This window comes from Pseudomonas sp. Tun-23181 (assembly GCF_057415455.1).
This window is the reverse complement of the sequence record NZ_CM171630.1, coordinates 2,638,162-2,652,009: the sequence shown is the minus strand read 5'-3', so window position 1 is coordinate 2,652,009 and position 13,848 is coordinate 2,638,162. Positions and strand designations below refer to the sequence as shown.

Genomic DNA, 13,848 nt, shown 5'->3' with positions numbered 1-13,848 from the left:
GCCGATGAGTGTTTCTGCCTTTCTAATCGCCAATAAACTCCTGACCGGCTCCAGCGCGGTTGAACAGCTGGACGCTGAGCTGACCCGGCTGAAGGTTAATAATCCATTAATCGTGACCGATGCGATCCTACTCAAGTCGGGTACAGTTGACCTCGCCTTGGCCCACATGGGGGGCCGCCGCTATGGCCTCTATGACCAAGCTCAACCAGAGCCTGAAATCAGTTTGGTCGAAGATTGTACCCGTGCATTTCGCGAGGGTGGTCATGATGGGCTCATTGGGCTGGGGGGCGGTAGCGCTATCGACATCGCTAAAGGTGTCTCGGCCTTCGCGGGACACGATGGCACGTTGGACGAGCTGTTCGGCGTCGATCAAGTAAGCCGCAAGGGGCCTGCGCTGATCGCGATTCCTACTACGGCAGGCACGGGTTCGGAAGTCACTAACGTGGCGATCTTCTCCGACAAAAAGGCGCAGCTCAAGAAAGGCATTGTGAGCAACTACCTGCTGCCTGACGTTGCTCTCGTGAGTCCAGTCATGACGCGCACTTGCCCACGTAACGTAACCGCTGCCAGCGGTGTCGATGCGCTTGTGCATGCGATCGAAGCGTACCTTTCGATCAATCGCTCACCGATCACCGATGCCATTGCTCTTGGAGCCATCAAGGTGATTGCTCGCGCTTTGCCTAAAGCGTATGCCAACCCCGATGACCTTGTTGCTCGGGAAGACATGGCTACGGCGAGTCTGATGGCTGGCATGGCTTTTGGAAACGCAGGCGTGGGCGCAGTACATGCGCTGGCCTACCCGCTGGGCGGACGCTTCAAGATCGCACACGGCGTTAGCAACGCTTTGCTGCTGCCCTATGTAATGCGCTGGAACAAACTTGCCTGTGCGGAGCGTCTTCGCGACGTCGCTCAGGCAATGGGCGTGAATATCGTCGGTTTAAGCGATCGCCAGGCTGCAGACGCGAGTGTCGATGCGATGGCTGAACTGTGTGCTGCGGTAGACATTCCTAACGGCCTTCGCGCTTTCAACATTCCAGAGGACGCTTTGGCACCAATGGCCGAGGAGGCCAGCAATATTGACAGGTTGATGCGCAACAATCCCCGAAAGTTCACAGCTGCAGATATCGAGGCGATCTATCGGGCGGCCTGGTAACGGGAAGTTGGTTTTGTTTTCATAATGAGCTTGCTGTATTGGTATTTGAATGGTCAAATTTTCAGGCTTGGCTGTTATGGATAGAAGTGTGATGTGCTAGAATGGATAGAAATGAAATTAATGATTGCCTGAAATATTAAAGCCTAACCATTATTATTCAAAGGGCTATAGCTATGGAAGAAGTTAAGTTATATGCAATGACCTGTGGCTGGATCACTATGCCTTATGGTTTCTTTATGGCTGGTGAAACAGGGGATCTGGCAATTCCAGTGCCGTGCTATTTAATCGAGCATCCCAAGGGTACTGTCCTTTTTGATACAGGGCTTGAGTTGCCTTTGCAGTCGAAAGATCCAGATGTGGTAAAAAAATCACTCGGCGTTTTTGCTGATTTAACTACGGTTAATTTTGTGCCTGGTGAGGATGTAGCTAAACGTTTGGAAGCTTTTGGCGTTGACCCATTAAAGATAAATTTCATCATTAATTCTCATCTGCATTTCGATCACTGTGGTGGAAATGCTTGTATCCCTAACGCACAATTGGTTATTCAAAAGCGTGAGTGGGAAGCCGCGAAGAATGAAGAAAATATCGAAAAAGAAATATATTCACCTCGACATTATGATTTAGGTCACGACCGTCTTGAGGTTGATGGGGAACATGATCTTTTCGGTGATGGATCGGTTGTGCTAGTTCCTAGCTTTGGACACACGCCCGGGCACCAGTCACTTAAAGTCAAGGTAGATGGTAAAGAAGTCGTAATTACCGCGGATGCTTGCTACTTAAAGGCTTCTCTTGAAAAGATGACGCTTCCCGATGCAATGGTGGTGAATGATGCTCAAGGAATGCTTGATAATTTTAACTTGTTTAAGCTGCTGAAGTCTAAAGGGGCCTTTATCCTCTATGGTCATGATCCAGAGCAGTCAAAATTACTCACGGATGGTCCAATTCGCAGAATTAGTTCGGAAACTCTATTTGGTCTGTAATGAGAATTTGTGAGTCATCATAAGATTGCTCACACTTGAAGTGCTTGATTTTTCGAGCGAAATTAAACGGATCCTGTTTTGTCGCAGGGTGCCAGACTGTAAATGTAAAATAATAAGGAATGATTATGAAATCTGTATTTAAAGCACCTTTGTTTTTGGTTGCAGGGATTGCCACCTCCCAAGCCTTTGCAGCGACCGCTCACGCTGACCTGCCAGATAGTTGTGCAAAGGATGCGAAGGGGAATTATAGTCAGGAGTTTGATGTTCCATGCAAAGCGTTGGATAACTTCCTGACAACATTCAATGCCAAAGATGAATTGGCTTGGGCTAAGACGCTCAACTACCCGCATGTGCGCATGTCTGGTAACCAAGTCACTGTCTGGCAAACACCTGAGGCCTATGCAAAAGACCAAAACTTGCAACAGCTTGCAAAAGAAATTGGATGGGAAAATACCCGCTGGGACTACCGATATGTTGTTCAGTCTGGTAGTGACGGAAAGGGGAATGCAAACAAGTATCATGTAGCGCTTAAATTTACACGCCTGGACAAGGCTGGAAAACCTATTCCGGGTCATACGTTTGACTCTTTCTATATTATTACAAATGTAGATGGTCATTGGGGTGCTCAATTTAGATCAAGCATGGCTGGTTCTTTGCATGGTAAATCAGCTTACTGATATATAATATTTCCTGAATAAAAGTTGGAGCGGCCAGCTCCAACTTTTAACCGCGCCATGCTCCCAGTGGCATCGCATAAACTTTACAAGCGCTGAGCTACGCTCGCTTAATTTTCTTGTCAGGCAGCACCCTCACCGCCGTACCCAGGTTTAAGGTCTTGGTGCAAGCTGCCAGCCAGGTAAGACGGTTCAGTGTGGCGGAGACTTGGCCCCGCCCAGTGAAATGGTGTTTCACCAAGAACGTGCTGTAGTAACCCAGCTACTCAATCTCAACATTGAAATCGATGCAGTCGCGCAAGCCGCGTCCCTTACCAGCAGCGAAATGTGCACTGTTTGCCTGTGAATCGTCCCTGCCCTCGTATACACCTTTGAATGACTGTTTCTGGCCCAGGCTGTGTGAAAACACCTGCGACTGACTAATCTTCTGATCGTCGAGATCGTGGTGGGAACGCTCATGAAGCGATTCATTGAAAGTGAGGTTCGGACGCAAGTCATGTTGCTGCCGGAGTTCCTGGAAGATTACATCACCGAAGAAAATCCAGTTCGGGTGGTCGACGTTTTCGTCGATGAACTCGACCTGTGTCAACGCCGACTTAAAACCGACCCACTTAATGCCCGATTTGCCGAAGTAATAATGACCCACCCGGATCACTCGGGTTTATGGTTCTGGCGGATCACACCCGATTTACGTTTGTCCTTGAGTCGGTAACTTTCACCTGTCAGGGTCAGGATGTGAGCGTGGTGTAGCAGCCTGTCCAGCATGGCGGCGGTCAGTGTCGTGTCGTCGCTGAAGGCATTGGCCCATTGGGTGAACGGCAGGTTTGACGTCAGGATCATCGAGCCTTTTTCGTAGCGCTGGGCTACCACCTGAAAAAACAGATTGGCCTCTTCACGGCCAAAAGGCAGGTAGCCGATTTCGTCGATCACCAGCAGTCTTGGTGAAAGGATCGCGCGGTTCAGATAGGCTTTGAGCCGCCCTTGTCGCTGTGCGGCTCCCAACTGCAGCATCAGATCGGCTGCGGTGATGAAGCGTGTCTTGATTCCGCTTTGCACCGCCCGATACCCCAAGGCAATGGCCAGATGAGTCTTGCCGACACCGGACGGGCCGATCAGCACTACGTTCTCGGTTCGGGCTACAAATGCCAGAGCGGCCAGCTCCTGCAGCAGCGCCTTGGGAACGCCCGGGCTGAAACTGAAATCATATTCCTCCAGCGTCTTGATCCCGGGAAAACACGCCATGCGCGTCAGCAACTCGCGACTGCGTTGTTGGCGAAAGCCATGCTCATGACGCAGTAGTTGCTCCAGAAAGTCGCTGAAGCCCAGATCGTCCTTCACCGCTTGTTGAGCCAGCATCGGTAATGCTCGGCTGTGCATTCGAGCTTGAGTGCCTGGCACCGCTCGACGATGGCCTGATGTTGGAGGTTCATGCGCAGGCCTCCCGACTCGCCTCATAGATGGATAGCGGATGCTGAAGCGACTCATGCGGGATCGGACGGGGCGCATTCCCCAGCAGGGCTCTCCAGGTCTGACGCACGGCGTGAGGCAAAGGTGTCAGCAGCTCTTGCTCCTGACGCCAACGGTCGATCGGGCGTTCCTTGAGCGTGGCATGGGTGCGTACATTGGCCTCCTCGGCCAGCCATTCGCCGACCAGGCGGTTGGCGGTGCCGCAATCCACCAACAGGCCGGCAGAACTGACCCGGCTGTTCAGCGGGTTGTAGAAGCTCTCGCGCAGGTAGCGGTTGAATCGCTCGACCTTGCCCTTGGTTCGGGCCCGGTAAGGGCGGCAAAGACGTATGCGAAAGCCCAGGTCGTCGGCCATCTGCAGCAGCCCGGCGTGAAAGCGATGCTGGCCATCGCCGTAGGCATCGCGCTCGATGACTGCGGTTTTCATGTTGTCGAACAGGATTTCGTCAGGCACACCGCCGAAGTAATCGAAGGCCAGCAGCAATGAGTCGTGCACTGACTCGAATGACTCATCAGGCACAAAATGGACGTAAGTCATCCGGCTATAGCCCAGCGTGGCCACGAAGGCTGACATCGGGGATTTGGCTCGGCGAAACACGATGAAGTCGGCCTGCATCTGTTTACCCGGCTCGATTTCGAACCGCATGCCGACGCAGAAGTCTAGCGAAATTGCTAAGCTGTTTACCCCACACTTGGTGCATGAATGCTACCGTCAGCTAGCCGGGTACTTTAAGGACTATTGATGAGGTGAACATGGACGTTAGGCAAATTACCCTAGATGACCTCAACGGATTTTACTTACTTTTTTGTGAGGTGAATGCCGAAGGCCGTTACTCAGCTCGCTCAACCCCGCCCCCTCTAGAGGCAATAGAACGAGCATTAATGCAAGTTGTAAAAAAATCTTGGCCTGTATACGTGATAGAGCATGATGGTCAAATAGTGGGCTCGGCGGAGGCCTACCCGGAAAGCTTCTGCCGACCTGGCGGTAGCGATAGCATTGGGGTTCTAGGGATGCAAGTGAAGCGAGAGTATCGCCGTAATGGCCATGGATCTGCTCTACTTTCCGCCGTGATTGAGCATTGCCGAGGTATTGGCTTCACCTCGGTGGATCTCAGTGTCTTTGAATCAAATAAGCCCGCCAGATCACTTTACGAAAAGATTGGATTTACCCGCCTAGAAGACCTTCCGCCGTGCTCGCTTCCGTGTGGGAAGCTTGAACAGCCCATTAAAATGCGACTAGCGCTCTGATCGCCCTTTGGGGCTGGGCTCAGGGACAACATTGTCAATGCGTGATGCCAGACGCTTGCCTCTAGGCACCCGGTTGCACATCATCGGCATAGGCAAATTGCACATCCCTCGGGCAGCGCAGGTGGTAGATCTCAAGATTAGCTGCTGCGTCCGTACCCCACCTAGACCTGGTAATCAGCTTTGACAGAACCGAATACGATTACCAAAAGGATCGTACACCTCCAAAAGCTGCCCCCAGTCCTGTTGAACAATATCCGGCCGCCCATAGCCATAGCGCTTAGCCAGTAACTCGTCACGAAGCATCTCTATGTTTTGCATCGGAACGAATATCGTCGCTCCAGGGCTCGCATCGCCATGATGTTCAGACAGGTGTATCTGTAGACCGCCTCGGTTGAGTCCAAGATAGAGGGGCAAGTCAGCCTCGAACCGATGCTCGAATTCGATACTGAAACCCAGAAAATCAACGTAGAACTCCCTCGCCTTGGTTTCGTCGAACATCCGCAGTATCGGTATGGCCTTGTCGAAGGTAATGGCGGGGTGGGGAGCCTCGTGGGGAAGTAGCGCCGAGGCGGTGTTCCAATCCTTGTATCCCAATTGCTGCGCTACCATTTCAAGCGCAACTGCATGGGAAACTTCGTGACTGCGGGCGTCTAGAGAGGCGCGCAGGCTCTTGGCCATCCGTTTGGCTTTCTCGATTGACAGCATCATTCCTCCTGGAGTCGAGGCATTCTGGTGCTCGCGTTGCCAAACCTCGACTATCAAGAGAGATGCGATAGGGGCTGGAGCAGAGATGCTTTCACCTTTCCTTCCGGAGCGAGCGGCGGGCAGCATCGGCCTTCGTCGATAGTACACAGTCCTGATTGAGGTCGGAAGCGGCGCCTTCGGCTGATTCAGTTACACCACTTCCCGGGACACGATCGACAGTTCTTACAGAAACGAGCGAGACTTCGTATTCGAGTGATGCTTGCGTTGGCCGGCTCACGGGGATAGATTGCCCTGGTCGCGGCCAATTCCGCGACCGGGTTTGGCGACCCGAACGAAAAGGCGCAAAGGCGCCCAGATCACGATTGCAGGCGCTTTTTTTGTGTCCGCAGTTTCGTGTAATGGCGGCTGTGCGTGGGAGACCCTTCGGGTCTGCCGAGTTCCTTTTCCTCGGTTCGCCAACCTGCGTACAGCTGCCACCCTAATCGTTTGGCGACGATTGGTGTGGTGCTTCAACTGAAAAGGACCTCATGCATGACCATCGTAAGTCCATTCAGGATCCTCGCATCCGTTCCCCACCGTCCAATCCCGCCGGTGACTCGACCCCACCGTTTCTACCCCATCCACAGCCAGGGCAACCTGAGGCAGGTGCGCCATGACTGACCACGAGCGCATAACCTCCATCCAGAGCTACATCTGGACCCTCGAATTACTCGGCGAGGCGCTGGTGCAGCATGACGAGCATCTGGAATGTGAACACCCACCACAACTGAGCTTCCGCACCACGGCGGGTATTCACCAGGCGATCAAGATCATCAGCCGTTTGGCCAGCGAGCAATGCGGCAAGTTGCTGAGTAATGAGCCGACATGATTGAAGCCGCGTCCCATTGTGTTTTAGTGGGACGCGGCTCGTGGTTCGCCCTGTGGATAAACCCTGATGCGGATCAGTTATCCAGTTCGGTAATGACACCTGGTTGGGATATTCGTAGCGCCGTTTTTTGTTCGGCCCGTTGCCCCAATCGCGACGCCACCCCGCCCCCACAGGGTGATGCAGAAGCACACCCCCGCGCCTCGAACCACCCCGGCCAGGAACTCCGGTGCCGGCTGTTTTCCTCGACGCAAGGAATCAGCCGTTCGACCAGCACTTCGGTCTGCCCCACAGCCTTGGCCATCCGGTACTTGACGCTATGTATGCATTCCCTGTCCCCAAACTCGCAGCGGTTGAGCGAGGTCCCGCCGCAGGGCCCATTCGCCAAGCCCTTCGGGCAGGTCTCGGGGCAGACGTAGAGGGTATCTTCCAGGCGGCAGCGCCCACAGGTGTCGCACCCCACCAGCGGCCTTTTCACGCTGCGCTCCAGGCGATGGAGCACGCGGGCGCCGGTAGGCGTGGCCCAGACCGGTCGTTGCACGGCCCAGCCGAACGCCTGGCTCAGCCACGAACTGCGGCTGAACAGCAGCGAATGAAAGCCAGACAGCAGGTGATAACGCGCTGTTTCCTTGCGCGAGGCGGTAACGCGGGATTCGCCCAGCCGCCAGTTCGCCTCAGGCGGATGGAAGGTCACCGCAGGCAGCCCGGGCATCTGCCAGCAGGCCGCCCATGCCGGTGCCCATTGCTCCAGCGAATGAATGCGCGATTGCCAGCGGTTGATCGTCTGCTCCAGCGTCAGCAATTGCTCGACGTCATGGATGCCGGACAGGTGAATCCCGGCGTACCCCATCAGGCGCAGGCCGATGATCTGCAAGGCCAGGCGTTCGAGGCTGCGTGCCTGGGCATGGGCCTTGGAGAGGGCCGCCTCGGCTTCGAGCAGGTCGCGCATGGAGGGGGTGACCACGATGCCGGCCACCTGCTCGAAGATCCGCGCGCGCCCCAGGGTCAGGCCCATGACGCAGGCCAGTAGCGGCTTGGGTGAGGGTTGGCGGCTCATCCACTGGATGGCTTCACGGTGCTTGCTGGCATCGTAGCCTAGTTGCAGGGTGAGGAAGTCCGCGCCGGCGGCGAGCTTCTTCTCGGCCTTGAAGTACTGCGCGCCGCCTTCTTCCTCGCGGTATTTGAACGGGTGCATGCCGGCGCCCAGCAGCCAGCCCGGTCGGGCCTGGCGGACGATCTGCAAGGCCGCCACCGACTCCAGGTAGCGCACCGGGCGCTGGCCGGGTTCATGGCCGGGCAGGCGGTCGCCGGTGAGCAGCAGGAGTTGGTCGAGGCCTGCGGCGTCCATACGTTGCAGTTGCTCCAGCAGATGCTGGCGTTCGCGGTCCTTGCCGGAGAAATGCAGCAGGGCGGGGTGGGGCTGCTCGAGGCTGGCGAAGGCCTCCAGGGGAGACATTTCGAAAGGGCTGCCGACGCGGTCGGCGATAGCCACGGTCATGGGCCAGCCGCACAGGTGCGAGCGGGCCATCAGGGCCTCGATGCTGGCGAAGTGCGGGCTGGAGGACTTGGGGACGAACTCCATGACGCAGACGAAGGATTTTTCGTGCAGCGCCTTTTTCAACTGGCTCATGGGCGGTTGGCTATTGGGTTGGGGCACGGTGGCATTGTGAAGGAGGGTGGGGGAGGGGTCATGTCCGGGGGCGTAGGGAATTGCTTTGAAAGAGACATCCTGGGTGCCTGGGCTGGCCATTCGCGGCGGTTCGGCGCCGCTCTCAAGCAGCGCCGCACTATCCCTGCGAACCAGGCATGCTTCAATAGGATCATGAGTAAATCTTGTGATCATCTTAAATTAAATGAGTTTGTCTCACGATGGCTGCGCGCCGACAATCCTCTCATTCATTTCTGCATGCTGAGGGACAAGAACATGGCACTGGCGCACAACCTGGGTTTTCCGCGCATCGGGCGCGACCGTGAATTGAAGAAAGCCCAGGAAGCCTTCTGGAAGGGCGAACTGGACGAAGCCGGCCTGCGCACCGTGGGCCGTGAGCTGCGCGCAGCCCATTGGCAGGTGCAGAAAGACGCCGGCATCGAGCTGTTGCCGGTCGGCGACTTCGCCTGGTACGACCAGGTCCTGACCCACTCGCTGACCTTCGGCGTGATCCCGGAGCGCTTCCGGGGCCATGAGGGTGCCAAGCCGACCCTGCAGACCCTGTTCGCCATGGCGCGAGGCACCGTGGCGACGGACCGCAGCGACAGCTGCTGCGGTGGTGCCCACGCCCAGGAAATGACCAAGTGGTTCGACACCAACTACCACTACCTGGTCCCCGAGTTCACCGCCGACCAGCAGTTCGCCCTGAGCTGGGAGCAGTTGTTCGAGGAGGTGGACGAGGCCAAGGCCCTGGGCCATGCAGTCAAGCCGGTGGTGATCGGCCCGCTGACCTACCTGTGGCTGGGCAAGACCAAGGGCGCCGACTTCGACAAGCTGGAGTTGGTCGACCGCCTGCTGCCGTTGTACGACCAGATCTTCAACCGGCTGGCCGCCCAGGGTGTGGAGTGGGTGCAGATCGACGAGCCGATCCTGGTCCTCGACCTGCCGCAGGACTGGAAGAACGCCTACGAGCGTGTCTACAACATCCTGCAGCGCGCACCGCTGAAGAAGCTGATCGCCACCTATTTCGGCGGCCTGGAAGACAACCTGGGCCTGGCCGCCAACCTGCCGGTCGATGGCCTGCACATCGACCTGGTGCGCGCCCCTGAGCAGTACCCGACCATCCTCGACCGCCTGCCGGCCTACAAGGTGCTGTCGCTGGGCCTGGTCAACGGCCGCAACGTCTGGGCCTGCGACCTGGAAAAAGCACTGGATGTGCTGCGCCACGCCGCCGAACGTCTGGGCGATCGCCTGTGGGTGGCGCCCTCCTGCTCGTTGCTGCACAGCCCGGTCGACCTGGCCCGTGAAGACAAGCTGGATGCCGAACTGAAAAGCTGGCTGGCCTTCGCCGTGCAGAAGTGCCAGGAGGTCGCGGTGCTGACCAAGGCCGTCAACGAACCCGGCGTGGCCGACGTCGCCGCTGCCCTGGCGCGCAGCCGGGCCATCCAGGCCAGCCGCGCTGCGTCGCCACGCATTCACAAGCCTGCCGTGCAGGCCCGTCTGGCGGCGATCAAGCCGGCCGACAGCCAGCGCCAGTCGGCGTTCGAGCAGCGCATCGCCAAGCAGCGTGCCGGGCTCGACCTGCCGGCTTTCCCGACCACCACCATCGGCTCCTTCCCACAGACGTCGGCGATCCGCCTGGCGCGGCAGTCGTTCAAGCAAGGCAAGCTGACCGAGGCCGAGTACGTCGAGGCCATGCAGAGCGAGATCCGCCATGCGGTGCAGATCCAGGAAAACCTGGGCCTGGACGTGCTGGTGCACGGCGAGGCCGAGCGCAACGACATGGTCGAGTACTTCGCCGAGCAGCTCGACGGCTACGTGTTCACCCGCTTCGGCTGGGTGCAGAGCTACGGCTCGCGCTGCGTCAAGCCGGCGGTGATCTTCGGTGACTTGAGCCGTCCGAAAGCCATGACCGTGGCGTGGATCGAGTACGCCCAAGGCCTGACCGGCAAGGTGATGAAGGGCATGCTGACCGGCCCTGTGACCATGCTGATGTGGTCGTTCCCACGCGAGGACGTGAGCCGCGAGGTCCAGGCCCGTCAGCTGGCGCTGGCGATTCGCGACGAGGTGGTCGACCTGGAGGCGGCCGGCATCAAGATCGTGCAGATCGACGAAGCGGCCTTCCGAGAGGGCCTGCCGCTGCGCAGGGGCGCCTGGGCTCATTACCTGGAATGGGCCACCGAAGCCTTCCGCCTGTGCGCCTCGGGCGTGCGGGATGAAACCCAGATCCACACCCACATGTGCTACAGCGAGTTCAACGACGTGATCGAGTCGATCGCCGCCATGGACGCCGACGTGATCACCATCGAGACCTCGCGTTCGGACATGGAACTGCTGGAGGCCTTCGAGCAGTTCGACTACCCGAACGAGATCGGCCCAGGCGTGTACGACATCCACTCGCCGCGAGTGCCGAGCAAGGACGAGATGGTCAAGCTGCTGCGCAAGGCCGCCCGGCGCATTCCCGCCGAGCGCCTGTGGGTCAACCCGGACTGCGGCCTGAAGACCCGCGCCTGGCCGGAAACCGAGGCGGCATTGGTCAACATGGTTGCCGCTGCCCGCGAGCTGCGTAGCCAGGGGGCCTGATTACCCTGGATCGACGAACGGGACGCCTTGCGTCCCGTTTTGCGTATTGGGCTCTCGATATTTGTTTTTCTATATAGCGATGCGTTGTTCAGGTCGTCCTGGCTGCAAGCCCCGCAGCAGCATCCTGGTGAGTGCCGAGGCCAAGGGTTGCAGGTCGTGGCCATCGTGCGTGCGCGATTGCGCCAGCCGGCTCCCCTGTGGGGCGAAGCGGATATGCGCCATGGGCATCGACCAGAGGAACAGCAGCAGGTGTTCCGGCGCGGTGCGGGCGATCAGGCCCCGGCCCATCCAGGTGGTGAGGCAGCCCAGGTTCTGCCGGGCGATCTCGCGCATGGCCTCGGCGTGGCTGCCGGAGAGGTGATGGGCACCGTGCAGCATCTCCCGCACCAGGACCTTGCAGGCATGTGGATATTGCCGGATCACCCCTATCTTGGCCTGGACATAGCGTTCCAGCGCGTCTTTCGGCAGCGCTTCGGGATCGAGGCTGCGCGCCGCGCGCAGGAGCGGCTCCATGACCCGGTCGAGCACACAGGCATAGAGGTTGCGTTTGGTTTCGAAGTAATAGTGGACGTTGGCTTTCGGCAGGCCGGCGCGGGCCGCGATGTCTTCGACCGTGGACGCTTCGAAGCCCTTGTCGGCGAACTCCGCGCTGGCGGCCTCGACGATCAGGCGGCGGTTGCGCTCGCGGATACTAGGCATGGCGGTGCTGCTGTGGGGCAGGGTGGGGATGGCGGATCGGCATGGCTACGGCAAAAGGGAAAGCGGATGCTCGCTACAGTGTCATAACGCTATTGTAAAAGTATATAGCGAGGTGGCTTTAGCCGTAGATGAAGACGTAGCCCTGGCCATGCTCAGGGGGCAAGGCTGGCCTGTCGCGGCGGTTCGGCGCCCCGACAAGCCCGCTCTCACAGGGTGCTGAGTCGACTACACATGATGCAGTTTGCAGGGGCCTGTGGGGGCTTGCCGGCGATGGGCTGCAAAGCAGCCCCGGAACACACTCGCAGCGAACGGCTCAGCGCTCGATCGCCAACGCCACGCCCTGCCCACCCCCGATGCACAGGGTGGCCAGGCCTTTCTTGGCATCGCGCTTGATCATCTCGTGCAGCAGGGTCACCAGCACGCGGCAGCCGGAGGCGCCAATGGGGTGGCCGAGGGCGATCGCGCCGCCGTTGACGTTGACTCGCGAGGCATCCCATTCCAGGCGCTTGCCAACGGCCAGGGCCTGGGCGGCGAAGGCTTCGTTGGCTTCGATCAGGTCCAGGTCGCCCAGCTGCCAGCCGGCCTTGTCCAGGCAGCGCTGGGTGGCGGACACCGGGCCGATGCCCATGACTGCCGGGTCCACGCCAGCACTGGCGTAGGCGGTGACCTTGGCCAGCACCGGCAAGCCCAGGGCCTGGGCCTTGCTGGCGCTCATCAGCAGCACCGCGGCGGCGCCGTCGTTGAGGCTGGAGGCGTTGCCGGCGGTCACGCTGCCGTCCTTCTTGAAGGCCGGGCGCAGCTTGGCCAGGGACTCGGCGGTGGTGCCGGGGCGCGGTTGCTCGTCGGTGTCGAAGACCTTGGGGTCGCCCTTCTTCTGCGGCAGGACGATGGGGGTGATCTCGTCCTTGAAGCGGCCAGCCTCGATGGCGGCCACGGCCTTGCGCTGGGACTCGGCGGCGAAGGCATCCTGCTGCTCGCGGCTGATGCCGTATTGCTCGACCAGGTTCTCGGCGGTAATGCCCATGTGGTAGTCGTTGAAGGCGTCCCACAGGCCGTCGGTGATCATGCTGTCGACCAGCTGGCCGTGGCCCATGCGCTGGCCGGTACGGGCGGACGGCAGCACGTAGGGCGCCAGGCTCATGCTCTCCTGGCCGCCAGCGATCACCACCTCGGCGTCACCGCAGCGGATCGCCTGGGCCGCCAGGTGCAGGGCCTTGAGGCCCGAGCCGCAGACCTTGTTCAGGGTCAGCGCGGGCACGCCATAGGGCAGGCCGGCCTTGATCGCCGCCTGGCGCGCCGGGTTCTGGCCGGCAGCGGCGGTGAGCACCTGGCCGAGGATCACCTCGTCGACCTGGGCCGGGTCCAGTTGGGTCTGCTCCAGCAGGCGCTTGATCACCGCGGCGCCCAGGTCCACGGCCGGTACGTTGGCCAGGGCACCCTGGAAACTGCCGATGGCGGTGCGGGTCGCGGCGACGATGACGACGTCGTTCATGTTGTTGTTCTCCGTGAAGGGTGGACGCCAGCTCGGCGCATTCCTGTCAGCATCGGTGGGAATCGCTCATTTGTTAAATTTGTTTTTCTTTCTCATTGATGTGAAAAACAAATGAGTGGCAGGCGTGAGCCTATACGATTCCGCTGCAATGCCGCTCATATCCGGCAGGCGCTCATCAACGATCTGGCCGGCATGGGCGAGCGCAATGTTCTCTTGAAACACCACGATCAGTCCTTAAGATGTGTCGGATCGCTTCCGGGTGTAGTCTCACCCTCCAATAAACGGGTCGTCGCCATGGTTGGCGGCTGTCCCATGCCTAAACACCTGATGAGGT

At 58.9% G+C, this 13,848-nt stretch carries 11 protein-coding genes and 3 pseudogenes; 7 read left to right on the top strand and 7 right to left on the bottom strand.

Features of this window, described 5'->3' with window-relative positions; all coding sequences use genetic code 11:
* Nucleotides 1-4: 4 nt before the first annotated feature.
* The 4 genes and pseudogenes from ACDI39_RS12675 to ACDI39_RS12660 form a co-directional block, all read left to right on the top strand.
* Nucleotides 5-1,153, top strand: a complete 1,149-nt coding sequence (locus ACDI39_RS12675) for an iron-containing alcohol dehydrogenase (RefSeq protein WP_368816676.1) — start codon at nucleotides 5-7, stop codon at nucleotides 1,151-1,153.
* A 173-nt stretch (nucleotides 1,154-1,326) separates the two neighbouring features.
* A complete protein-coding gene (locus ACDI39_RS12670; RefSeq protein ID WP_368816677.1) occupies nucleotides 1,327-2,133 on the top strand; it encodes an N-acyl homoserine lactonase family protein in 807 nt (268 codons plus the stop codon).
* Between the two features lie 125 nt (nucleotides 2,134-2,258).
* On the top strand, nucleotides 2,259-2,810 hold the full coding sequence (locus ACDI39_RS12665) for a hypothetical protein (RefSeq protein ID WP_368816678.1): 552 nt from the start codon (nucleotides 2,259-2,261) through the stop codon (nucleotides 2,808-2,810).
* Between the two features lie 454 nt (nucleotides 2,811-3,264).
* Nucleotides 3,265-3,390: pseudogene (locus ACDI39_RS12660) on the top strand (hypothetical protein); the annotation flags it as partial.
* A gap of 68 nt (nucleotides 3,391-3,458) precedes the next feature.
* Here the strand turns inward: ACDI39_RS12660 and istB are convergent.
* Nucleotides 3,459-4,237, bottom strand: a pseudogene (istB, locus tag ACDI39_RS12655) (IS21-like element helper ATPase IstB).
* Nucleotides 4,234-4,920 (bottom strand): annotated as a pseudogene (istA, locus tag ACDI39_RS12650) (IS21 family transposase); the annotation flags it as partial. The pseudogenes istA and istB, both read right to left, overlap by 4 nt.
* Nucleotides 4,921-5,027: 107 nt before the next feature.
* Between istA and ACDI39_RS12645 the strand changes: the two are divergent.
* Nucleotides 5,028-5,522 carry a GNAT family N-acetyltransferase gene (locus tag ACDI39_RS12645; RefSeq protein WP_486538806.1) on the top strand — a complete coding sequence of 165 codons (495 nt, stop codon included), beginning with the start codon at nucleotides 5,028-5,030 and terminating at the stop codon, nucleotides 5,520-5,522.
* A gap of 174 nt (nucleotides 5,523-5,696) precedes the next feature.
* Here ACDI39_RS12645 and ACDI39_RS12640 read toward each other — a convergent pair whose 3' ends face one another.
* Nucleotides 5,697-6,227 carry a glyoxalase superfamily protein gene (locus tag ACDI39_RS12640; protein WP_368816680.1) on the bottom strand — a complete coding sequence of 177 codons (531 nt, stop codon included), beginning with the start codon at nucleotides 6,225-6,227 and terminating at the stop codon, nucleotides 5,697-5,699.
* A gap of 652 nt (nucleotides 6,228-6,879) precedes the next feature.
* Between ACDI39_RS12640 and ACDI39_RS12635 the strand changes: the two genes are divergently transcribed.
* Nucleotides 6,880-7,095: a hypothetical protein gene (locus ACDI39_RS12635; RefSeq protein WP_225790878.1), complete on the top strand. Its 216-nt coding sequence runs from the start codon at nucleotides 6,880-6,882 to the stop codon at nucleotides 7,093-7,095.
* Between the two features lie 73 nt (nucleotides 7,096-7,168).
* Here the strand turns inward: ACDI39_RS12635 and ACDI39_RS12630 are convergent, their stop codons facing one another.
* Complete coding sequence (locus tag ACDI39_RS12630; protein ID WP_486538803.1) at nucleotides 7,169-8,722, bottom strand: methylenetetrahydrofolate reductase C-terminal domain-containing protein; 1,554 nt, start codon at nucleotides 8,720-8,722, stop codon at nucleotides 7,169-7,171.
* A 294-nt stretch (nucleotides 8,723-9,016) separates the two neighbouring features.
* On the opposite strand from ACDI39_RS12630, the gene metE reads away from it, so the two are divergent.
* Nucleotides 9,017-11,323, top strand: coding sequence for a 5-methyltetrahydropteroyltriglutamate--homocysteine S-methyltransferase (gene metE, locus ACDI39_RS12625; protein ID WP_486538801.1), 2,307 nt, complete (start codon nucleotides 9,017-9,019; stop codon nucleotides 11,321-11,323).
* 69 nt (nucleotides 11,324-11,392) lie between these two features.
* Here the strand turns inward: metE and ACDI39_RS12620 are convergent, their stop codons facing one another.
* From ACDI39_RS12620 to ACDI39_RS12610, 3 genes are all read right to left on the bottom strand, one after another.
* Nucleotides 11,393-12,022, bottom strand: a complete 630-nt coding sequence (locus ACDI39_RS12620; protein ID WP_225789499.1) for a TetR/AcrR family transcriptional regulator — start codon at nucleotides 12,020-12,022, stop codon at nucleotides 11,393-11,395.
* 313 nt (nucleotides 12,023-12,335) lie between these two features.
* The gene (locus ACDI39_RS12615) at nucleotides 12,336-13,514 is read right to left on the bottom strand and encodes an acetyl-CoA C-acetyltransferase (protein ID WP_225789498.1); all 1,179 of its coding nucleotides are present in this window, start codon (nucleotides 13,512-13,514) and stop codon (nucleotides 12,336-12,338) included.
* A gap of 66 nt (nucleotides 13,515-13,580) precedes the next feature.
* On the bottom strand, nucleotides 13,581-13,736 hold the full coding sequence (locus tag ACDI39_RS12610) for a hypothetical protein (protein ID WP_253168106.1): 156 nt from the start codon (nucleotides 13,734-13,736) through the stop codon (nucleotides 13,581-13,583).
* Nucleotides 13,737-13,848 lie beyond the last annotated feature (112 nt).

What these genes read in the sequence shown, in the direction of transcription:
- ACDI39_RS12675 (WP_368816676.1), top strand. Translation starts at nt 5, where the DNA reads ATGAGTGTTTCTGCCTTTCTAATCGCCAATAAACTCCTGACCGGCTCC.
- ACDI39_RS12670 (WP_368816677.1), top strand. Translation starts at nt 1,327, where the DNA reads ATGGAAGAAGTTAAGTTATATGCAATGACCTGTGGCTGGATCACTATG.
- ACDI39_RS12665 (WP_368816678.1), top strand. Translation starts at nt 2,259, where the DNA reads ATGAAATCTGTATTTAAAGCACCTTTGTTTTTGGTTGCAGGGATTGCC.
- ACDI39_RS12645 (WP_486538806.1), top strand. Translation starts at nt 5,028, where the DNA reads ATGGACGTTAGGCAAATTACCCTAGATGACCTCAACGGATTTTACTTA.
- ACDI39_RS12640 (WP_368816680.1), bottom strand. Translation starts at nt 6,227, where the DNA reads ATGCTGTCAATCGAGAAAGCCAAACGGATGGCCAAGAGCCTGCGCGCC.
- ACDI39_RS12635 (WP_225790878.1), top strand. Translation starts at nt 6,880, where the DNA reads ATGACTGACCACGAGCGCATAACCTCCATCCAGAGCTACATCTGGACC.
- ACDI39_RS12630 (WP_486538803.1), bottom strand. Translation starts at nt 8,722, where the DNA reads ATGAGCCAGTTGAAAAAGGCGCTGCACGAAAAATCCTTCGTCTGCGTC.
- metE (WP_486538801.1), top strand. Translation starts at nt 9,017, where the DNA reads ATGGCACTGGCGCACAACCTGGGTTTTCCGCGCATCGGGCGCGACCGT.
- ACDI39_RS12620 (WP_225789499.1), bottom strand. Translation starts at nt 12,022, where the DNA reads ATGCCTAGTATCCGCGAGCGCAACCGCCGCCTGATCGTCGAGGCCGCC.
- ACDI39_RS12615 (WP_225789498.1), bottom strand. Translation starts at nt 13,514, where the DNA reads ATGAACGACGTCGTCATCGTCGCCGCGACCCGCACCGCCATCGGCAGT.